This is a genomic window from Afifella sp. H1R, assembly GCF_021462425.1.
In the GTDB taxonomy this organism is placed as follows: Bacteria; Pseudomonadota; Alphaproteobacteria; order Rhizobiales; family Afifellaceae; genus Afifella; species Afifella aestuarii.
In genome coordinates, this window is sequence record NZ_JAKEDY010000001.1 from 2,025,672 (window position 1) to 2,048,506 (window position 22,835).

A 22,835-nucleotide genomic window follows, 5' to 3' on the forward strand; every position below is an offset into this window, starting at 1 on the left:
GTCACGGACTTCTTTCTGAAGGACAGGAGGTCCGGACACCTTCTCGCCCTCGGGCGAAGAGATATCGACGGCTCTGTGACGTCACGGACGGAGGACATCTCCGCAGCTCAGCTGTGAGTCCACTAGAAAAGTCCTTCTAGAAGGAACAACCCGGCAGTCGCCGTGAGCGGCGTCTCCGCAGCTCAGCTGTGAGTTTATCGCTGAATACGAGGATAAGGCGGGAGCCTATGCTTTGGGCGCGTGAGCGGCGTCTCCGCAGCTCAGCTGTGAGGGACGGTTCTGTCCGCAACAGTTTGAGGTATCGGCGGCGCGTGAGCGGCGTCTCCGCAGCTCAGCTGTGAGAATACAACAGTGAACTCTGCGGCACGCAGAGGCGCGTGAGCGGCGTCTCCGCAGCTCAGCTGTGAGCCTACCCCACGCAAGCATCTCTGCAAAACCAGGAATATTGCCGCAACTCCGCGGGGATAGGATCCGACATCGACCCAAAGGCATACTTTGGAAACAAACACGCCAGTTATACCAGCAAGTTGAGCTGTTTAAAGCATTTCCGCGGGGGTCAAAGGCCATGCTTCACGTTCGAAGATCCGGCTGGCTTCGTCGTCTCCCCCACAGCAACGCCGATGTCGGTGCCACAAGTCTTCGGAAACCGTCATTGGGCAAATTGGCGTGAAACTCCGTCGCCGAGGTAATTGCGTCCAAGGACGATCGCGACAAGACCGCGCGACGAAATTAGTCCCTCACCGCCACCGGAACCACCCGACGGCACGATCTCCGAAACACCCGCGCGGCCAGCGGCGACCACGGCTGGAATGCTGGCAGACAGGCCACTGCCCCATCAGCCTTCACGACCGCATCCATAAACATCAAGGAGCGACCGATGTGAGCAGCGTCTCCGCAGCTCTCTGCTGACCCGCGTCATTGCCCTGCTCGGCCCTCACTGGCCGCGTCGCGTGAGCGGCGTCTCCGCAGCTCTCTGCTGACCCTGAAGTATGCGCAGGAGGCACTCAGCGTCACGTCGCGTGAGCGGCGTCTCCGCAGCTCTCTGCTGACCCTATACCTTCCAAAGACCTCTGACAAATCGAAGATCTGGAGACATTTCCGCGGGGGTAAGCGCATCAACCAGCAAGCTTCAACAAATCGAAGCCTGGAAGTCCGAATTTGTCCTACAGTCAAATGAGTTAAATCATCTCCGCGGGGGTACAAGCTTCTACGGCCGCTCGATCAAGGTGGCGCAGCAAACGGCATCCGAGACAGCCATGGAAACGACCACGACGGCGCGGGCGACCTGACCCATGCGGCAGACGAAGACATTCGCGACCGAGGTCGGCACAGCCGATGAGCCCGAGACATACGAACAAGGTCAGCGCACGTGACCCCTCCTGTGAGCAGCCCCCCCCCCCGCGCAGCTCAGCTGTGAGACTGGCGTCTCGACAAAACGGCCCCCCGTCGCCGCTTTGGGTCGTGTGAGCGGCGTCTCTGCAGCTCAGCTGTGAGACGGGAACACCGTCACTATCTGATCGCCTTGCCGGCCTCTCGACCCTGAGTCGCGTGAGCGGCGTCTCTGCAGCTCAGCTGTGAGCCTACCCCACGCAAGCATCTCCGAAAAACCAGGAATATTGCCGCAACTCCGCGGGGGTCGGAAAATTTGGCAGAAGAGACTGTAAAAATTGACGTCTGAAACCCAAATCACTATGCATTTACATATATTTAGCCTTCGTCCGCGGGGATACAAGCTGCCTCGCACCGAAATTCATTCGAAACGACGCAACAGCCAATCCCAGAAGCGCCCGGAAGATCTCGTGAGGCCACGCAGATGACATGAAATCCGATTGGCAAAGACGAAAACGGCGGCTGAAACTCCCGCGACAACGGCAAAAAAGGCGATCGCTTCTCTGACTTCGCTGCCCATGCCTGCAGGAAGCACGGAAGCGATCCAGGCGACAGGCCAGTAAAGGGCCGCAAGCGCGCTTTCGGTATCCGCAGGCTTTCCGGGGTGCGCCGTCGCAATAAAACCGGCGATGATGAACGGAATTCCGAGATAGTAGAGCACGCCGAGCCGCATCGTGTCCGTGCGGGCATATTCGTCTTCCACCATCCTCTCCAGCGCGCCCACCTTTCGATCGAGCGCATCCCATTCACGATCGAGGCGAAAGCGTTCTGCCAGCTTCTCGGTCAGCTCGCGCCCCTGAAGCTGCGTCGAAAGCATGGTCTGGCGCAGACTCGAGGCGGCGAGGGTCATGCGCTGCCGAAGGTCGGCAACGGCGCTGCGCGTGGCATGCCCAATGGCACGCCGTTCATCGCCACGGGCATTCTCCAGCTCGACCAGCTGGCGGCTGATCGACCGGAGCTCCGCCTCCAGAAAAAGGAAGTGCATGAACATGCGCCGGTACACCCCGTTCATGTGATCGGGATGGATAAAATGCTCGGCAAAACCAAACCGCGCCGGAGCGGCCTCCGCGTGGCCCGGCCAGTCGGAAGGAGGCCGGTTTCCGCCCCGCCAGGAGATGAAGCTCATCGAATGCTCGGTCACGAGGATGTTGGAGCCAAGACTGGCAAAGCGGCGATAAAGGCTCGCCCGCAGCTCCTCCCGGCTCACCTCCTCGTCATAGGGAAAGCCTGTCCCGTAGGGGTCGACCACACTGACGAGAGACAGCGCGATCTCTTGTGCGTCCCTGGCCGAGGGGGCCTTGCCGGGATTGCCGAAAAGAACGAGCGACGTGAGCACACGGGCACGGTCGTCGCTGAGCTGGCTGGAGAGAAGTCGCCTCCCACCAGCACCGAGGGCCCGGGAGAGGAGCCAGGCGACAACAGGCTTTCTTTTCTCAACGGTCATCGTCCCGCCAGGGCCGCTCGCAGGTGCTGAGAAAACGAGCCTGGCCTTCTCCTCACCCTTTGCGGCGAGCGAGAGGACGGCGCTCTTCATCCTGCCGCCCCGGTCGGTCGCAAGGCGCGGATAAGTATGGTGCGTGAACCGACTTTCGGCGTTGAAGTCGATCGCCTGGGCGAGCGTGAGTGGAGGGGTTTCCCGGTTGAGAAGCTGGGTCCAGAGGCTGCGGGATGAGCGCTCCATGGTGGAGACAGGATCGCGTTCATGCCATTCTTCAGGCTGTTTCGTTATCGCCTCGAACTGCGCCGTGACATCCGCCTGCCGCTCCTGCTCACAAGCCCTTTCAGCCTCGTGCTCGACAACCCATTCGAGAAGGACGACCCCACCGCAGAAATGCAGCCATGCGCCTGCGACCGAAAAATCAATCGGCACATCATAATTGCCGTGGTCGAGAACGAGCCGGAGATCCTGTCCCAGAGGAATCTCAAACGAGCGCACCGCGAGCGGCGAAGGATCGGCATCTCCGAAGAGCCTGCCTCGAAGTTCCGGCAGAAAATACGCGCGCTCTTCGTTGGTGGAATTGGCGAGCGTCTGCTCTCTTCGATCCGGCGAGACCCGCGGCCAGCCCGGGAAATACCAGTGTCGCCTCGTAAGACGAATACAGTCTCTCTCCGGATCGTCGAAGGCGGCGAAGAAATGCGTCCGCAAGCGCTCCACGGGCCTGTTGCCGGAAAGCACGCTGTCGATGATCTGGTCCGCAAATGCGCTGAGCCTGTCGGTCTCACCGGCAGACGCCGAAAAGGCGGACGCAAAGGGCCGATCGGCTTCCGCCGAAATGAAGATGCCGGGCATGGCAGCACGCTGCCTGCGCGCGTCGTCCTCCACGACGAGACCAGCCCCCTCCGCGAGAACCTGGATCTCTTCGACCAGCGTCCGCGGGCCGTAGAAGGCGAGCTTTCGAACGGCCCTGAGGGACCCATTGTTGATCAGGCGAGGATACCGCTCGGTCTCGATGCCAAGGATCAACACCGAACGCTCGATCTTGAGCTTCGGGTCGAAAGGAGCCATGGCCGCAGAGGGTCCGCTGTCCGCTTTTTCAATTTCCCAGGCGTCAAGCACCCATGGCAGGTGGCCGACCTTAACGATGCCGAGATCAAGCACCGGACCGAAAGTTCCCGCAGCGGCGCTACGCCGCGTCGTCAGACGGACAGGGAACGGACTGACAGCGTTGGGGTCCTCGGTGTCCAAAGAGGCATACTTGAGAGCATCACCCAGGCGATTTTGTCCCTTAGCGGATGCCTCATGGAGAAGGACGCGGAGACTGTTGCAGAAGTCCTTATGTTTTGCATCCTCCTTCCCGTTCACCGGCGTGCAGATCTTCTCCGCGAGACGGTGGAGTAGTTCGGGGAGACCCGCGACAGTTTGACGGATCGCCGCATCAAGCTCGCGAGCGGACCGGTATTTACGAAAATCTCTTTTCGCAGTCAGCCAGCCGTCGCGGTCACAATGGGCGGCGCGAGCCATGAGCAGCGCGTTCTCGCTGGGACAGAAGCCCTTCCCTGCAAGCCCATGCGCCTTCAGCCATTCGGCCAGAGCCTCAAGGCGCGATGGGTGATCCGTCCAGCAGAGCCTCTCGCAGCGCCCCCCGAGGGCTTCGAGATACTGAGGCACCGCAGGAGCAAAATCGCCAACTAAATAAACAGACATGGAAGACAGAAGCGACGCGGGCTTCGTTTCTCTCGACGATCGTCCAAGCGAATTCGCCAGCTTGGAACGGATATCCTTTCGCATCTCCGTTGCAGGGCTCTCCCCCTGCTGGATAACAAACCACGCGAAATCGACGCCTCTCTCCTTTAACGCTTTGAGCCACCATGCGCATTGGAGCGTATCGAGATCACCAACCGAGACGACCACAAGCGACGACTCTTCCGTTTCCTGCCCCATGCCGCCCTCCAGATTGGCTTGATTCTTTCTGTGGCATGAAGTCGTCAGAAAGGCAGCTCCTCAAAGGTCGCAGTCGCATGCCAGTTCGCGCCCGAAAGCGACATGTCATCGCCACTGGTGATTGAGCCTGATTTCGCCAGATCGCACGATTTCTCGGAGGTTTTTCTTATCTTACCTCTGAAGATGACAGCCTCTGAACCTCGCGGGCAGAGACTTCTTCAACCCATGAAACTAATCGGCCTGCGTGCGCATGTCCTCTTGTGTCTGATGCTGCCGCGTTGCAGGAGCAGCGACTGCCGCAGGGCTTCCCGGCGGCTTGTTCAAACGCGGCAGGAGAAGAGCGGTGGCGCCCCAGATCGACAACGAGAGTTTCCGAGCAGGTTTTGTTCGTTTTCAGGAGCTGATCGAGAGCCGGTCTGGCCATCCCTTTCACGGTTTTCATGAGGGGCTGGCCGCCGTCTGGGAGAACTACAAACCTCGCCTGCGAGACCATGCGCGCGGCAAGCTGGAACTGGAAACATGGGAAGAATCGGACATCGGGTCCGGCACGATCGTCTCAAGAACGATAGAGGCAATCGAGATTCAGGACAGCCACCTCAACCTCACCAACAACCTCGTCTTCTGGCAGAACCGCTTCGGACACGCCAATCGGGAACATCGAGTTCTGCTGGAGGCGCAACAGGACGCCGGTCTCCGCCAAAAGGTTGAGCGGCTTCTTTTCGGCCTCTACCGTCGCAACGAGGACGAAGGCACAATTTTCGAAGCTCTCAACCATCTCTTTCGCGGCCGATATCCTCTCCTCGCTTATCTCTTCTTTCTGAAGGATGACGATCGCTTCATGCCGATTCAGCCAACAGGGTTTGATCGCGCCTTCGCGACACTGAACATCGACTTCACGACGCTCCGCCACTGCAGCTGGGAGAATTACACGACATTCAATTCAGTCCTGAACACACTGCGCCCAATGATCGCCAAAGCTGCGGACATCAAAAACGTCCGGCTCATCGATGCACACTCGTTCTGCTGGATATTCTCGACACTACTGAAGGAGGAGATGGAAACGGGCGGAGCTTCCACAAGCCCAAGAAAGCACGAGGGACGGGTCGTCGGCGGCGTCGAGAAGGCCGTCCTCACGATGCGCATTAATGTCGAAAGCACCGTCCGGAACGCCAATGGGCAGAAGGTGCTGAGAACGTTGAAGAACAAGGAGCTCCGGATGAGCGCCAATGAACTGGAGGCTCATATCCGGGTTCTTCTGGCCCGTCAGCAAAACCGATGCGCATTGACAGGCATCAGGCTCAATCTGCATGAGCCCGATGGTGACAAGAATTTTCTTCCATCGCTCGACCGGATCGACAGCAACGGACATTACGAACTCGGCAACCTCCAAGTCGTCTGTCAGTTCGTCAATTTCTGGAAGGGCGACAGTGATGATGAGGAGTTCCGGCAGCTCCTCGCATGTGTCCGAAGCGGGCATGTGGGAGTGCCCACATAATGCAGACTGATGGTTGATCGCCTTCCAATCTGTTCAACAATGGCGCCTGCTCTCGAACGCTCCGTCTAACATCTCCGCCTCCTGCATTGAGATCGCCGAGAGAATTGCGCCGCATGCCGATGCACAAGACCCGTAACGCCGTTTCAGGGAGTAACGAGGGAATCAAGGCTCTTCGTCGTCGGGAATGCCTTCCTTCATCCGCAGCAGATGGGGTTTGGCGCGGAAGTTCCAGCCGTTTTCGTAGCGTTCTACGATCTCGTCGAAACGACGCCTTGCACCTTCTTCGGAGAAGTCCTGCTCCACCAGGCGGTCGATGACCATCTTGCGCAATCCGGACAGCTGTCTCTCCTAACCGGGTTCGAGGGCGCCGGTGATGGCCCAATGCAGGACGATGCGGGCGACGTCGTCGAGTGACGGGATCCGTTCCACCTTCTGCTTTGCGCGATAGGCTCGCTGTTTTTCTCGCTGCTCCGGGCAACGTGGCTTGGGCTTTCTCGTGACCTCAGCTTACGCAGCCTAGCTGTCCGACGTGACGCGAGACGATGCCGCGGCGCCTCGGCATCCCACGTCATCCTCATTGCCGTGTAGAGGCCTCCGGCGCTCCCCGTCCTGTCGCCACACCCGGACGCAGGCCGCCGCCTCAACGCAGCGTGCGCGTACATTATCCTGCCGTACACACACATCGTGAAACAAAAGTCTCAGGCTTTGGAAACACATGCGTAGCCGGTCGAAACGTCGGCGCAGAGAAGCGGAACGCATGTCTCGACCTTCGAAACCAATGCGCAGAGGTCTGAAACCTTTGTCTCGAGGCCATGTCACAAAAATCCGCAACTCATGATAAATCCGCAACTCATGATAATGTGCAGGCACGTTATCGGCGGTCGGGCCGCTTCCGGCCCCCGGCAGAAGGGCAAAAGGGTGAGTTCGACTTTTCCGAACTGTGCGAACACGCCAGCTGGAAAGAAGTCGACGCAGACGCTGTTCGGCTGAGACGGCATCGGCGCCACGGCATCGCGCCCGGGTGACTGCACTTCCTCCTCCGCCCTCCACCTGTCGCACGCCAACAGCAGGCGTTCCACCAGCCGCCGGAGGACACGCACGGAGCCGCCGGGCCATGCCGCCTGCAGGGCGCCAGTTCCTCCCATCGAGCGGGATCAACCGGCGGGAACCAGCGTCGCCGCGGCACGCCGGGACTCACGTCGAGGCAGGTCGCCTCACCGTCCGTTACGTGAATCATGCTGGCAGCAGATGTGTGTTCAGATGGAAAACAGCCGCCCCCGCAGAATTAAGGGGGACACAACCAGACATCCCGCGCCACTCCGCTACATGGGGTTCAGTGGATGCTTGCAACCCAAGATGGTTGTCAGAGATAACGGCAGCGAGTTCACCTCAAATACCACCCCGGCCTCAGCCACAGGCCAAGGTGGTGTTACATCGCTCATGACAAGCCGATGCTGAACGTCTTCATCGAGAGTTTCGACGGCAGTCTGCGCGACGAGCTTCGGAGTGAGATGCTTCTCTCTTCTTTCGCTCATGCACGGACAACGCTCTGGCACACCGATTACAGCACGGCGCGTCCCAACTCTCAGCTCGGCTGGAACACTCCAGCCGAGTTCTCCGCAACCCTCTAACTACGACGGCTCCGGCGCGTCGTTCCGTGAATGGCTTCACGCTGCTCCCCCGCTCATAGGGACAACCCAACCGCCGGAACCCAATTTCAACTTAGATCAAACCGAGGGGGCAACGTCACCTTCACGAAAAACCTCAAGCAAACACGAAGCACTCTTCAGACATAGCGTCTAGGTCGAGGCCCATTATTAAGAGGGTGTTTCCAGAGTCCGTTGCTATTCGAATACCATCCCCTTCGTGAGTAGAGACAGTTTGGAGGGCTTCATAGCTTGAAATTAGCGTGGCGTCGAATTCGATCACGTCGTGTCCGGGGCCGGTCGGATTGAAGTCGAGGATGATATCCTGACCAAAACTTGGTCCGAAAACAAACCGATCGCTTCCTCCCGAGCCTGATAACGTATCGGCGCCACTGCCGCCATTGATCGTGTCGTCGGTGAGGAAGCCTTCGATAAGATCATCGCCCGCGGTGCTATGCTGATCGAGATAGATCTGCCGCAGGTCGACCGCATCCCAAATCGTCCCATCGTCAAAGCGGAATTCTTCGATCTGATGGCCGTCGGCGTAAAACTGCCCGATGATCTCCAGGGTCTGGCCATCGGCCATGACGAGCTTCGCATCCTGAGTGTCGGCAGAGCCTCGTTCGATGGCGATCTCGTCTGGATCAATGCCGGGGCCGAACTCAACCGCATCGACATCGCTCATCGGCCCCCAATCGATAATGGTGTCGTTTCCTGACCCCAGGCCGTAGACGAACACGTCGGAGCCCGTTGAGCCATCGACTTCATCGTCGCCCGCTCCACCATCGAGGCGGTCGTCTCCATCGCTACCGCCGATGGTGTCATTTCCGTCTCCGCCATAGATCGTGTCGTTTCCGGGTTGACCGTTGATCTCGTCGTCCCCGCCACGGCCATAAATGACATCGTCACCCGATGTCCCGGAGAGCCACTCTCCGGCATCTGTCCCGGAGGTCTCGAACGCGAAATTTGCGGCATGGAGAGAGGCGAGTGCCACGCCCTGAAGTTCGATCGAACCTTCCTCGCCGAAATCAAGCTGCGTGGAGCCTTCCACTTCCGTCGCCAGCGACAACACGTCTGAAAAGCTTGCGAGTCCGGAGAGATTGCGCAGCAGCAGGACATCGGACCCGACATCGAAATCGCTGATGAGATCGGCCCCGTCGTGGGCGTTGAACACAAACGCGTCCGCACCCGCGCCACCACTCAGCGTGTCGGCACCCTCCCCGCCTTCGATCGTATCGGCGCCACTGCCGCCGTTGATCGTGTCGTCGAAGAGGAAGCCTTCGATGAAATCATCGCCCGCGGTGCTATGCCGATCGAGATAGGTCTGCCGCAGGTCTGCTGCATCCCAAATGGTCCCGTCGTCAAAGCGGAACTCTTCGATCTGATGGCCGTCGGCGTAAAACTGCCCGATGATCTCCAAGGCCTGGCCATCGGCCATGACAAGCTTCGCATCCTGAGTGTCGGCAGAGCCTCGTTCGATGGCGATCTCGTCTGGATCAATGCCGGGGCCGAACTCAACCGCATCGACATCGCTCATCGGCCCCCAATCGATAATGGTGTCGTTTCCTGACCCCAGGCCGTAGACGAACACGTCGGAGCCCGTTGAGCCATCAACCTCATCGTCGCCCGCTCCACCATCGAGGCGGTCATCTCCATCACTTCCGCCGATAGTGTCATTTCCGTCTCCGCCATAGATCGTGTCGTTTCCGGGTTGACCGTTGATCTCGTCGTCCCCGCCACGGCCATAAATGAGATCGTCACCCGATGTCCCGGAGAGCCACTCTCCGGCATCTGTCCCGGAGGTCTCGAACGCGAAATTTGCGGCATGGAGAGAGGCGAGTGCCACGCCCTGAAGTTCGATCGAACCTTCCTCGCCGAAATCAAGCTGCGTGGAGCCTTCCACTTCCGTCGCCAGCGACAACACGTCTGAAAAGCTTGCGAGTCCGGAGAGATTGCGCAGCAGCAGGACATCGGACCCGACATCGAAATCGCTGATGAGATCGGCCCCGTCGTGGGCGTTGAACACAAACGCGTCCGCACCCGCGCCACCACTCAGCGTGTCGGCACCCTCCCCGCCTTCGATCGTATCGGCGCCACTGCCGCCGTTGATCGTGTCGTCGAAGAGGAAGCCTTCGATGAAATCATCGCCCGCGGTGCTATGCCGATCGAGATAGGTCTGCCGCAGGTCTGCTGCATCCCAAATGGTCCCGTCGTCAAAGCGGAACTCTTCGATCTGATGGCCGTCGGCGTAAAACTGCCCGATGATCTCCAAGGCCTGGCCATCGGCCATGACAAGCTTCGCATCCTGAGTGTCGGCAGAGCCTCGTTCGATGGCGATCTCGTCTGGATCAATGCCGGGGCCGAACTCAACCGCATCGACATCGCTCATCGGCCCCCAATCGATAATGGTGTCGTTTCCTGACCCCAGGCCGTAGACGAACACGTCGGAGCCCGTTGAGCCATCAACCTCATCGTCGCCCGCTCCACCATCGAGGCGGTCATCTCCATCACTTCCGCCGATAGTGTCATTTCCGTCTCCGCCATAGATCGTGTCGTTTCCGGGTTGACCGTTGATCTCGTCGTCCCCGCCACGGCCATAAATGAGATCGTCACCCGATGTCCCGGAGAGCCACTCTCCGGCATCTGTCCCGGAGGTCTCGAACGCGAAATTTGCGGCATGGAGAGAGGCGAGTGCCACGCCCTGCAGTTCGATCGAACCTTCCTCGCCGAAATCAAGCTGCGTGGAGCCTTCCACTTCCGTCGCCAGCGACAACACGTCTGAAAAGCTTGCAAGCCCGGAGAGATTGCGCAGCAGCAGGACATCGGACCCGACATCGAAATCGCTGATGAGATCGGCCCCGTCGTGGGCGTTGAACACAAACGCGTCCGCACCCGCGCCACCACTCAGTGTGTCGGCGCCCTCTCCGCCTTCGATTGTGTCGTCGCTGAAGAAGCCTTCGATAAGATCATCGCCCGCGGTGCTTTGCTGATCGAGATAGGACCGCCTCAGATCGGCCGCATCCCAAATAGTTCCGTCGAGAAAACGGAACTCTTCGATACACCCCTCTTCACTGGAAAACTGGTTCGTTAAAACGATGGAGCTTCCTGAAAACGTGAGACCGGCGTTGCCGTGGGCGGCGCCGAGCCGCGCGACCACAACATCCTCAGGATTTATATCAGGCCCAAAGAAAACGACGTCGCGGTCTCCCTCAATGGACTGCTCTGAAATCGTATCCGCTCCGTCCGCTCCTCCAAAGGCATAGGTATCGCTCCCCACTCCGCCCCAAAGTACGTCGTCGCCGGCCGCGCCATAAAGGATATCATTCCCGGATTCACCGTGGATGAACTCGTCTTCATCCGTACCTTGAAGCACGTCATCCCCCGCGGAGCCTCCGCCATTGGGAGGCAACTCCTGGCTTCCATCACCTCCGCAGCGCTCTGCCACGCTTTCCCACGTATCCATTTCTTCGAAATTCGCGTCATTAAAAAATCTGTCAAATGCCTCTCTTGCAGTCTGCTCTCCCCCATAGCCCCATTCTGGCACCCTATCGATAGGAGGAAGCCTCAATCCAGAATCAAATTCGAAGCCCAAGTCCCCGGGTTCGATGTTAGATATTGTGACATCGCATATTATTTCTCCATCGTCTACCTCTGTGGGATTGTCTCCCAACCAAACCGTTACTTCCATGTCATTTCTATTGTTAACATAATACCAAACACTTATATAATCATGATCTCCCCACATGTTTACAAATTCATAGCTCAAAATATTCCCATTAAGCAAAACCTCATAAGGAGGTATTGTTGTATAGAATGCTGCAGAAAAGAATGAGGACAATTCAAGCGATGGTGCGGGCGCACCTCCGTCGTGGTACGCAACCCCTCCGAGTAACGGAACAAGCATGTCCGCTTCCGATTCTTTTGGATCAGGAATCCGAAAAAAAAGCCGGTCTCCACTCTCCGCATCGCGAATAACATTCCCTTCACTTGAAATAACAAAAACGTCATTACCCGCGCCACCGCTGAGAACATTAGCCTCCGATCCACCGTCGAGCCAGTCATCTTGGTCCCCGCCAATGAGTGTGTCCCGCCCATCGCCGCCATAAGTCATGCGTCGTCCCGCAGAGCGCGAGCTTTCCTCTGCAGAACGATCTATTAAATCATTATACTTCGACCCGATAAATGTATCGACGTCGAAGACGGTTAGGCCGCCGTCGCCTAACCTCCCAGATCGATACAAGATCGGTGAATCTGAATAGCTCCCGTTGACAACGTTTCCGATCTCGCTATCCGCATCCATGAGATCTAATTTAATCGTATCGTCGTAATCGCCTTTATTTAAATAAAACGACGAATACAAGAGAACTGTGTCTGAATAATCAGTTCCAGCTATCGTCTCGACAGAAGTGACATAATCTTTCCCCTCCTGGAGCTCGGACCCAATCCTTATCCCGAGCTGCTCGTCTCCTTCGCGGTTAAATGGATCCAGCTCGATGGTGATGCCTCCAGGCGCCAACACGCCTCCGCCATCTCCGTCGTAATGAACGGTGTCAGAGCCAGGCCCTCCATCCACCACGTCCCCACCGCTCTTGGGGCCTACTAGTGCCGAGTCGTCGTAGATGACGTCGTCTCCAGCATCTCCCGAGATCTGATCAGATCCGCCGCCATCGTAAAGCGTATCGTTGCCAAGCCCTCCATGTATCGTATCATCACCAGGCGCGCCGAATTGCTCGTCGCCATAGATCACATCATTTCCGGAATCGCCCCATATCTGATCGTTCCCGCCAGCCCCGCGCAAAACATCATCATCGGTCCCACCGTGGATCTGGTCAGCATCGTCACCTCCAACCACGGTGTCGTTGCCCGCATCCCCCCACATTTCATCCGCGCCACCCCTGCCTTCAATCCAATCGTGACCGACCCCCCCTTCAAGGAGATCCACCTCATGGGAGCCGTACAGTTCGTCATCTCCCGCACCTCCAATTAAAAGCCCAGATGACTCCAGAAAAAACGTATTATCTAACGCATTTCCGATAATCTTAGTGAATCCATTTGACTCTATGTATTCTATAGGATCGGCATTTATACCTGTAAAACTTATCGGGAGATTTTTCTCCATAGCGTCAAGAATATAGTTTGTGATTTCATCTGTAGCATATCCAACGCCAGCACTCCCCACAATAACTACCGTTCCCAAAGCGATGGGGGAGCTAAATCCAATGGCCGCTGCTGCACCCGCAACAGCGACTCCGGTACCCAATGCGGCAACAACCTTTAGCGCTACACGAACGGCATCCCATTCCGCGCTTCGTTCAGTTTCGTCTATGACGTATACATCGACCACTGAAAACAACACTTCCGTTGCGGCACCAAGACCACGAAAGGCTTTCAACGTATTCGCTACTTCCGTCTTGGCTGCCGGGCTGGATAATCCGCTCGCCATGCTCTCAAGCGAGAAAATGATAGCGTCGATATGTGCCTGGAAAGCCGTGCCCACGTGAGACCAAGCCTCTTGGCGGTCTTCTGCCGGAAGGTCGCTGTAGTTCATAGTTTTTGCCCCCAATCAAAATTCGTCATTTCTCGTAATTTGATATATTGGATACTGTCAAGTTCGCCCAACACGAGATCGAAAATGCTTGCATGAAGGCGATCGCGCCCCAGAATGTTGCGAGATGAGGGACAATGAAAAGCCACATATTCCACTTATATATGTAATTGATATCAAGAATTGCGTGATCCCCTGGATTAGGAAATACTACATTGCTTAAAAATGGCATTGAAAATATCATAAATGAAGACAAAATAATACAAAATATAATAGATATTCTACGAACCCTGCCTTCCGGAGAGATTTTTGCACCGTTACGCATTAAGCGGTAATAACGTTTAGGAATATCGGAAAGGCAGATAAATGCGCACGGGATGAATACGTACGCAATGTTATAAAATATATACATACGCCGCGCGGTTGTTTCGTCGCCGATTATACCCGCGGCGTCCTTAATGGAACTCGCCGCACGCTCCGGGAACAAAATACATGATGAATTATACAAGTAATTGATAACTAAATTTGACTGAGTGGCGTTGACAAAATAAATTATACTAGTTATCAACAATATCGATACAAATATATCTACGATAATCGGAATTGAATGATGTTCCGGTGTGGTATGGTTATCAGTAGACGAGAAAGCTAACGCTGGCGCGATCAAAATCGACGAAAACACAAAAAATAGCGGGCCATATGGGGATGCAATCCACGAGAACCCGCCGAGAATACATAATATGCACTTAAATAAACGATTCGTCATTTCAAATCCGTCGTGTGGGTCGGCATTAGCGCTCGGAATAGCTTCGTCGGAGGCCAAAGAATAGTGAGACTGGCGCCGCACCGCATCGAGCGGCTCTCGACGGTGGTTAGAGGTGAAGGGATAAAGCCGGGTGTTGTGAAGGTCTTGCTGCGTTGGTTGGAGTTCAACTGAGTTGACTTTCGTGTGGTGGCGCAACCTGGAAATCCGGCTGCGGCCAAACCGCCGTGGTTCAAGACGACCCCGGGGCAGAAATTTCATCCTCAGGAGGGGCCTTCGCACATCGATGCCCTTTCTGATCTGACGCCGGTGGCGACCACGTGTCAGCATAGACGCGGATTTGGGTGACGTGGACCGGCAGGGCTCGGCGCGCTACGATGGGAGGCGCAGCCTCTGTTTCACCCCTGGGGAGCGGTCTTTGCTGCGGCCTCGCGCCATCCCGGAGCGGCATGAGGAGGTGGACGAGGACGCGATGCGACGGCGCAGTGTCGCAGTGCTGCAGCATTTGCCTCTACCCACGTTGATTCCATTTTGCCGGTCGGCGCCGTCCGACCGAATTTGCGTTTCCCTCGAGACACAGTGCCGGGGTGGGATCATTCGCGCCGTCCCCACCCCTTCAACTCTGCCGCGCGCCGGGGCATGCTGCGCGGCTGGAGTATGAATCGATCAACAGGGCATCATGGTTACGAACGACGTTGCGACGCGGCTTTGGGCGGCGGCGGATCAGCTTTGGGCGAATACCGGGCTGAAGCCCGCGGAATTCTCCACGCCGGTGCTCGGGCTCATCTTCCTGCGCTATGCCGAAAGCCGCTTTGCCGCGGTGGAGGCGGAGGTCGGGCGCGTCGGCTCCGGCAACAGGCGCAAGATCGGCAAGGCCGACTATGTCGCCAAGGGCGTCATCTTTCTGAGGCCGGAAGCACGCTTCTCCCATCTGCAGGATCTTCCCGAAGGCGAGGATCTCGGCAAGGCCATCAACGCGGCGATGGAGGCGATCGAGGAGGAAAACGAAGATCTCTCCGGCGCGCTGCCGAAGAACTACACGCAGATCGACAATTGGGTGCTGGAGGAGCTTCTCAGAACCCTCGCACCGATCGAACTTTCCGGCGATGCCTTCGGCAAGGTCTACGAATATTTCCTCGGCGAGTTCGCCCGCAAGGAGGGGCAGAAGGGCGGCGTCTTCTATACGCCGGAGGCGATCGTGCGCCTGATCGTGGAAATCATCGAGCCCTATGACGGCGACATCTACGATCCCGCCTGCGGCTCCGGCGGCATGTTCGTGCAATCGGCGGAATTCGTGCGGCGGCACAACGAGACGGCCAACGACAAGATCTCCATCTTCGGCGTGGAGAAGGACCAGACGACGGTCAATCTCAACAAGATGAACCTCGCCGTGCACGGCCTGTCCGGCCATGTCGTCAGCGCCAACAGCTATTACGAGGACCCGCACAAGGCGGTCGGGCGCAAGGGCGGACGCTTCGATTTCGTCATGGCCAATCCGCCCTTCAACGTGTCGGGCGTCGACAAGGAGCGGCTCAAAAAAGATCCGCGCTTTCCGCTCGGCATGCCGAAGCCCGACAATGCCAATTACCTCTGGATCCAGCTCTTCTATGCGGCGCTCAACGAGACGGGCCGCGCCGGCTTCGTCATGGCGAATTCGGCGGGCGATGCGCGCGGCTCTGAGCTCGAAATCCGCAAGCAGCTGATCGAGAGGGGCGCGGTCGACGTCATCGTCTCGGTCGGCCCGAATTTCTTCTACACCGTCACGCTGCCCTGCACGCTGTGGTTCCTCGACCGCGGCAAGACGCAGACGGCGCGCGCCGACGAGGTGCTCTTCATCGATGCACGCTCGATCTTCCGCCAGATCGACCGGGCGCATCGCGACTTCACGCCCGCGCAGCTGGAATTCCTTGCCAACATCGTGCGCCAGTGGCGTGGCGAGGAGGTGGAGCTCTTCTTCGGTGCGGAAAATCTGATGCGCGAGCACGGGCTGTGGGAGGGCTATGCCGATGTCCCCGGCCTCTGCAAGGTCGCGACGCGGGCAGAGATCGAGGCACAGGGTTTCAGCCTCAATCCCGGCCGCTATGTCGGCGCCGCCAACCGGGCGGAGGAGAATGTCGATTTTGCCGAAAGGTTCGAGGCGCTGAACGAGGAATTCACGCAGCTCACCCTGGAGGCGCGGGGACTGGAGGAGGAGATCGCGGAGAATGCGACGTTCGTGTTGGAGCGGGCGCTATGACTAATGCGATTGCTTGTGTCGGGGACCTTGTGGATGCCGGCGAGGCTGAGGTTAAGACGGGCCCATTCGGAACGCAGCTTAAGGCGAGCGATTATGTTGAGCGCGGGACGCCAGTCATCAACGTGCGAAATATCGGTTTCGGCAGCATTCGAGAGGACAAACTAGAGTATATAAACGAAAGTACCACTGCGCGGCTCCACTCGCACCTACTGCAGGTCGGTGACCTCGTATTCGGGCGGAAGGGAGCCGTAGAGCGACACGCTTTCATTTCCTCCAATGCCGAGGGCTGGCTGCAGGGGTCGGATTGTCTTCGTCTCCGCATTGTAACCCCGCGGCGGGCGCTCCCCCGCTTTCTGTCCTACGTGTTTCTGACGCAGCAGCATCAGCGTTGGATGCAGCAGCAGTGTTCGCATGGGGCGACGATGGCGTCGCTCAATCAAGACATCATCCGCCGCATTCCCTTAGAACTTCCCCCGCTCGATACCCAGCAGCGGATTGCAGACATCCTGTCGGCCTATGACGATCTGATCGAGAACAACACGCGGCGGATCGCGATCCTGGAGGAGATGGCCCGCCGGCTCTACGAAGAGTGGTTCGTCCACTTCCGCTTCCCCGGGCATGAGGCGGCGAAGTTTGTTGACACGCCGGAGGGGCGCCTGCCGGAGGGGTGGCGGCGCGGACGGTTACGCGACGTTGTGGTCTTGCAGCGTGGATTTGACCTGCCTCGCAAAGCGCGAGAACCCGGTCGCGCACCAATCATCTCGGCGACCGGCGCGACTGGCACCCATAGAATGAGTCGGGTCAAAGGGCCGGGTGTTGTTACCGGACGGTCCGGCTCCCTCGGAGAGGTGATGTATGTTCAGGAGGATTTTTGGCCACTGAATACCACCTTGTGGGGCAAAGAATTCCCGCTTGGTTCGCCAAGGTTGGCTTTCTATCTATTACGTACCATTGACCTCAAGGGCTTTAATTCTGGGGCAGCTGTTCCCACACTTAACCGCAACGACGTGCATGACTTGCCAATAACGTTGCCCCCTCGGGAATTGCTAAGCCTGTGGGATCCTCTGACGGATCGACTGCTGCGCCTCCAAGACAGTCTTCGGCGCCAGAACGCCAACCTCCGCGCGCAGCGCGATCTGCTTCTCCCAAAGCTCGTCTCGGGCGAAATCGACGTCTCCGCTGTCGAAGAGGAACTGAGCGAGGCCGCGGAATGAGGCGCGCTGTCATGGCCGCTTTGGTTCTCTCCGGCCCGATCCCTTCGGCGCACGCAGCCCTCTTCTGTTCCGAACCTTCCAAGCCGTATTGCATCGAATGGGCGCAGGAATTCTCAAGCGAGTCGGAGTTCGAAGACTGCAAGTGGGAGATGGAACGCTATCTGAAGGACGCTCGGGCCTATATCGACTGCCTTGAGGAGGAGCGCGACCGAGCGGTCCGCGCCACGAACGCCGCCATCGAAACCTTCAATTGCCTTGCCGAGGGCAACAGCTACTGCCCGTGAACCGCCGATCCTCATGACCGATCTCTTTCCCGAACAACCGACGCCCGTTTATGGCGGCTTCCGCGAAGACAATGTGGTCGAAGAACCGGCCCTCTATCTGCTCGGTACGCAGGGCTGGGAAACGGCCGATCTCTCTGCTGAATGGGCGGGCGGCCAATCGTCCGCCGGGCGCCGGACAAAAAAACAGGCTTTTCTGCCGCCGCGTCTCGACGCCGCCATCCGCAAGCTGAATCCGGATCTGCCGGGGGATGCGGTTGCGGAGGTGGTCGAGGAGCTGACGCGCGACCGCACCAAGCTGGTCCCCGCTGCGGCCAATCAGGAAGTCTATGGCCTCCTGAAAGACGGCGTGAAGGTGGAGGTGCGTGACGCCACCGACCGCCTGCGCACGGTCACGGCACGGGTCATCGACTGGCAGAATCCCGAGGCGAACGACTTCTTCGCCGTGCGCCAGTTCAGCGTGCAAGGGGAGATCTACGGGACGCGGGCCGACATGGTGGGCTTCGTCAACGGACTGCCGCTCGTCCTCTTCGAGTTCAAGCGCCCCTCGGAGCCCTTGCGCTCCGCACTCGACGACAACATTAAGCACTACCGCGAGGCCGTTCCGCAGCTCTTTCCCTTCAACGCCTTCGTCGTCGTCTCCAACGGCTCGGAAGCGCGACTTGGCAGCTTCACCGCCGAATGGGAACATGTCTTTCACTGGAAACGCGTGGATGAGGAGAGCGAGACCGGATCGGTGCGCCAGGAGACACTGATCCGCGGTACCTGCGAGCGGGCGCGCCTCCTCGACATCATCGAGAACTTCACCGTCTTCGAGAAGGCGAAGGGCGGTCTTATCAAGAAGATCGGCAAGAACCACCAGGTGCTCGGCGTCAACCGGGCGATCGCGGAGCTTGCCAATGTGCAGCAGCGCCCGCAGGGCGAAGCCGGGCGCCTCGGCGTCTTCTGGCACACGCAGGGGAGCGGAAAGTCACTTTCCATGGTGTTCTTCTGCCAAAAGATCCTGCGCAAGGTGGCGGGCAATTGGACCTTCGTCATCGTGACGGACCGCCAGGAACTCGACACGCAGATCTACCGCACTTTTGCGGCGACGGATGCGGTGAAGGACAACCAGACGGTCGCAACGAGCGGCGCGCATCTCCAAGAGCTCTTGAAGCTCAACCACCGCTACGTCTTTACACTGATCCAGAAATTCCAGACCGAGCGTGGCGAGACCTACCCGAAGCTCTCCGACCGCCGCGACGTCATCGTTATCACTGACGAGGCGCATCGCAGCCAGTACGACACGCTTGCGCTGAATATGCGCAACGCGCTGCCGCAGGCGGCCTTCATCGGCTTCACCGGCACGCCCTTGATCGCGGGCGAGGAGCGTACACGGGAAGTTTTCGGCGACTACGTCTCGCGCTACGATTTCGGCCGCTCCGTCGCCGACGGCGCGACCGTGCCACTCTATTACGAGAACCGCATTCCCGAGCTGCAGCTCGACAACGACGATTTTGCCGACGAGCTTGCCGAGATCGTCGACGATGCGGAACTCGACGAGGCACAGGAGGAGAAGCTTCAGCGCCAGTTTGCCCGCCAGTATCACCTCGTGGTGCGCGAGGAGCGGCTGGAGGCAATCGCCGACGATGTCGTGCAGCATTTCATGGGCCGCGGCTTTCGCGGCAAGGCGATGTTCGTCGCGATCGACAAGGCGACCGCCGTGCGCATGTACGAGAAGGTGCGCGCCAAATGGAATGCCGAGATCCGCAAGCGCAGAGACGAGCTCGATGCCCTTGAGGGTGATGAGCTGAAGGCTGCCGAGGCGCAGCTGAAGGACATGCGCGAACTCGATATGGCCGTCGTCGTCTCCCAGAGCCAGAACGAAAAGGAGCTTCTGGTCCAGCAGGGGCTCGATATCATCCCGCACCGCAAGCGCATGAAGGACGAGGCGCTGGACGAGAAGTTCAAGGACGCGAACGATCCGCTGCGCCTCGTCTTCGTCTGCGCCATGTGGATCACGGGCTTCGACGTACCCTCTTGCTCGACGATCTATCTCGACAAGCCGCTTAAAAACCACACGCTGATGCAGACGATCGCTCGGGCGAACCGCGTCTATCCCGGCAAGGCGGCGGGCCTGATCGTCGATTATTTCGGGGTCTTCCGTAACCTCAAGGATGCGCTGGCGATCTATGGCGGCGGCGCGAACGGCGCATCGCCGATTGAAAACAAGTCGGAGCTCGTCGCTCATCTGCGCCGCCTGGTCGTCGAAGCCAAGATGTTCTGTGCCCGCCACGGGATCGACATCGACGCGATCAAGGCAATGGCTGACTGGCCCGCCAAGAGTGACGCGGTCGATGATGCGGTCGAGGAGCTTCTCGAAACGCAGGATGTGAAGAAGGAGTATCTCACGGCGGCGCGTGTCGTCGCACGGCTTTACAAGGCCGTCTTACCGGATCCAGCCGCCAACGAGGTGGCGCACGATGTCGTCATTTTGGCGGAGGTCGCCAAGCGCATCCGCGCACGGACCGATCCGGTCGATATCTCCGGCGTCATGCGTGAGGTGGAAGATCTCCTCGACCGCTCGATCGCACCCGTTCCTTATATCCTGCCGCCGGATCAGGACGAGACGGAGCTCTTCGACCTCAACCGGATCGATTTCGACAAGCTGAAAGAGCAGTTCGAAAAGGGCCGCAAGCGCACCGAGGCGGAGCGACTACGCGCCCTTCTCGATCTCAAGCTCGATTCCATGGTGAAGCAGAACCCGACGCGGCGTGAGATGCTGGAACGCTTTCAGTATCTGATTGCCCGCTACAATGAGGGCAGTGTGAACATCGAGGCCTTCTTCGCCGAGCTTTTGAAGATGACCACAGAACTAAGCGAGGAGGACCAGCGGGCCGCGCGCGAGGGGCTTTCGGAAGAAGAGCTTGCCGTCTTCGATATCCTGACGCGCCCAGGCCCGAAGCTGACCGAAGCCGAGCGCACCCGCGTCAAGAAGGTGTGCCGGGATCTCCTGCAATCGCTTCAGGCGGACAAGCTCGTGCCGAACTGGCGGCTGAAGCCGCAGTCGCGCGGCCAGGTGGAAGTGGCGATCAAGACGATCTTCGACGACGGCCTGCCCGAGGCCTATGACGAGGCGACCTATGAGGCGAAGGTATCGGACACCTTCCACCATGTCTTCGAGCGCTATGACGGGCACGCAACCGGGAGCGCATGACCTCGCAGCAAGCGCTTGCCTCAGCATGATCGCCTATCTGAAAAAATGACGCTAATTTCGGATAATTATAAATCGCACTCCGAGGGCTATGTTTAGGTATTTTAGGAGGAGGACATGGGAGAGTTCCTTCATGGAACGGCTTTGGATGAAGCGATACGAAATATCCTTCGACAGGATGGCTGCTGCTGTGCAGTAGCATTTTGGGGGCGTGGGGCTTCAAAAATGCTTCCTGCCCGAAGTGCGGGCAATTGCCGGATAATATGCAACCTTTCGAGCGGAGGAACCAACCCATATGAGATAGAGAAGCTGGCTCATTTCGATATCCGCCAAGTCGATATTCTTCATGCAAAGGTTTATTTGGCGAAAGACAGGGCGGTAGTCGGATCAGCAAACGTGTCAGCAAATGGTCTGGGCTTCGAGGCTGATGAGCAAGCGCGGTGGATCGAGGCAGCCGTTCTTGTGAAGAACATCGCAGCGATCAAGGAGTGGTTCGACCGCCTATGGAAAAATGCCGATGAAATTCGGCCCGAGGACCTCGAGAAGGCTAAAAAAGCTTGGAAGCAAAGACGAAGAAGTCGCCCGTCCCTTCCGAGTTTCCGCGACTTCGATCCGAGCCAGGAAAATCCCCCGCAGCTATGGTGGGTGGTAGACGTCGCTCCTGAATATAATCCATCGTCAATTCATCGGCAGCTCGGTCGTTATGGAGTAGGGGAAAAAGAGCTCATTCGAGAAGGGCTCGATGTGTCTCACTCGAACGACAAAGGGATGATGAGTCCAGGAACCCACTTTCTGGTATGGGTCCGTCGTACACACTCGGACGGTTTACCGGACAAGCGGTATCATCCCTACTGGTTCTGTGCAGGGCGCCGGCTCAAGCGGGTCTGGAGGTTCGATCGGGAGGCAGATTGGGCAGACGCCGTTCTCCCTGCTGCCCCCCCTCAGACCCCGCCTTTTGACTTAAGCGAGCCGCACGTTGTTGGCGCTATTATGGACACTCTCGCAGCTCCCGAGTTTGCTTTGCTCCGGGAGGACGACGACGATCAATGGTTTACATCCCAGCGCATCACGGCGACACAAGAATTCTGGCGTAAATGCAAGGATCGTCATCAAGAGCTCTGCGGGGCACAGACGCAAAATCCAGGCCTTCGGACTTTCTTAAGCTAGGAGGTGGCGACAGAAGCCCGGGAGAAAGCTTCTGGTGCTAAGGGAGCCCATGAAAAGTGTAAATAATTCCTGGTTCATGAGCAGTGGTGACTGGAATGATCTCCCCTAGGCAACAAGCTCGATCGTTGTTCCCCTTTTGAATCAAAAATCTCGGAAACGCCGTTTCAGGGAGTAATGGGGGGAATCATGGCGCATCGTCGTCGGGGATGCCTTCCTTAACCCGCAGCAGATGGGGTTTGGCACGGAAGTCCCAGCCGTTTTGGTAGCGCTCCACGATTTCGTCGAAACGGCGCCTTGCACCTTCCTCTGAGAAGTCTTGCTCCACCAGTTTTTGGATGACCATGTTGCGAAGGCCGGTCAGCTGCTTCTCCTCGCCGGGAGCGAGGGCGCCGGTGATGGCCCAATGCAGGACGATGCGGGCGACGTCGTCTCGCGACGGAATCCGTTCCGCCTTCTGTTTTGCCCGATAGGCCCGCTGCTTGTCTTTCTGCTCCGGACGGCGTGGCTTGGGCTTTCTCATGATC

At 58.3% G+C, this 22,835-nt stretch carries 11 protein-coding genes, 1 pseudogene and 1 CRISPR repeat array; of the genes and pseudogenes, 7 read left to right on the forward strand and 5 right to left on the reverse strand.

The features are described from left to right. Positions 1-84 precede the first annotated feature (84 nt). Positions 85-408: a CRISPR direct-repeat array (repeat unit 34 nt; unit sequence CGCGTGAGCGGCGTCTCCGCAGCTCAGCTGTGAG). Positions 409-1,750: 1,342 nt separating this feature from the next. Then, entirely contained in the window at positions 1,751-3,895 is a 2,145-nt protein-coding gene (locus L0F51_RS09600; RefSeq protein ID WP_234628954.1) for a hypothetical protein, read from the reverse strand. A gap of 1,219 nt (positions 3,896-5,114) precedes the next feature. On the opposite strand from L0F51_RS09600, the gene L0F51_RS09605 reads away from it, so the two are divergent. Then, positions 5,115-6,266, forward strand: coding sequence for a hypothetical protein (locus L0F51_RS09605; RefSeq protein WP_234628955.1), 1,152 nt, complete (start codon positions 5,115-5,117; stop codon positions 6,264-6,266). A 162-nt stretch (positions 6,267-6,428) separates the two neighbouring features. On the opposite strand, the gene L0F51_RS09610 is transcribed toward L0F51_RS09605, so the two are convergent. Next, a complete protein-coding gene (locus tag L0F51_RS09610) occupies positions 6,429-6,587 on the reverse strand; it encodes a hypothetical protein (protein ID WP_234628956.1) in 159 nt (52 codons plus the stop codon). A gap of 1,026 nt (positions 6,588-7,613) precedes the next feature. On the opposite strand from L0F51_RS09610, the pseudogene L0F51_RS09615 reads away from it, so the two are divergent. Continuing rightward, positions 7,614-7,891, forward strand: a pseudogene (locus L0F51_RS09615) (transposase); the annotation flags it as partial. 139 nt (positions 7,892-8,030) lie between these two features. Here L0F51_RS09615 and L0F51_RS09620 read toward each other — a convergent pair. Continuing rightward, entirely contained in the window at positions 8,031-13,460 is a 5,430-nt protein-coding gene (locus tag L0F51_RS09620; protein ID WP_234628957.1) for a calcium-binding protein, read from the reverse strand. Between the two features lie 25 nt (positions 13,461-13,485). After that, complete coding sequence (locus L0F51_RS09625; protein ID WP_234628958.1) at positions 13,486-14,481, reverse strand: hypothetical protein; 996 nt, start codon at positions 14,479-14,481, stop codon at positions 13,486-13,488. A gap of 418 nt (positions 14,482-14,899) precedes the next feature. On the opposite strand from L0F51_RS09625, the gene L0F51_RS09630 reads away from it, so the two are divergent. The 5 genes from L0F51_RS09630 (at position 14,900) to L0F51_RS09650 (ending at position 22,311) form a co-directional block, all read left to right on the forward strand. After that, complete coding sequence (locus tag L0F51_RS09630; RefSeq protein WP_234628959.1) at positions 14,900-16,456, forward strand: class I SAM-dependent DNA methyltransferase; 1,557 nt, start codon at positions 14,900-14,902, stop codon at positions 16,454-16,456. Continuing rightward, the gene (locus tag L0F51_RS09635; RefSeq protein ID WP_234628960.1) at positions 16,453-17,670 is read left to right on the forward strand and encodes a restriction endonuclease subunit S; all 1,218 of its coding nucleotides are present in this window, start codon (positions 16,453-16,455) and stop codon (positions 17,668-17,670) included. The genes L0F51_RS09630 and L0F51_RS09635 overlap by 4 nt, the downstream gene beginning before the upstream one ends. A gap of 11 nt (positions 17,671-17,681) precedes the next feature. Continuing rightward, positions 17,682-17,954, forward strand: coding sequence for a hypothetical protein (locus L0F51_RS09640; protein ID WP_234628961.1), 273 nt, complete (start codon positions 17,682-17,684; stop codon positions 17,952-17,954). Positions 17,955-17,967: 13 nt separating this feature from the next. After that, complete coding sequence (locus L0F51_RS09645; RefSeq protein ID WP_234628962.1) at positions 17,968-21,147, forward strand: type I restriction endonuclease subunit R; 3,180 nt, start codon at positions 17,968-17,970, stop codon at positions 21,145-21,147. Positions 21,148-21,261: 114 nt separating this feature from the next. Then, positions 21,262-22,311 carry a phospholipase D family protein gene (locus L0F51_RS09650; RefSeq protein ID WP_234628963.1) on the forward strand — a complete coding sequence of 350 codons (1,050 nt, stop codon included), beginning with the start codon at positions 21,262-21,264 and terminating at the stop codon, positions 22,309-22,311. 184 nt (positions 22,312-22,495) lie between these two features. Here the strand turns inward: L0F51_RS09650 and L0F51_RS09655 are convergent, their stop codons facing one another. Then, positions 22,496-22,831 carry a hypothetical protein gene (locus L0F51_RS09655; protein ID WP_234628964.1) on the reverse strand — a complete coding sequence of 112 codons (336 nt, stop codon included), beginning with the start codon at positions 22,829-22,831 and terminating at the stop codon, positions 22,496-22,498. Positions 22,832-22,835: the final 4 nt, after the last annotated feature.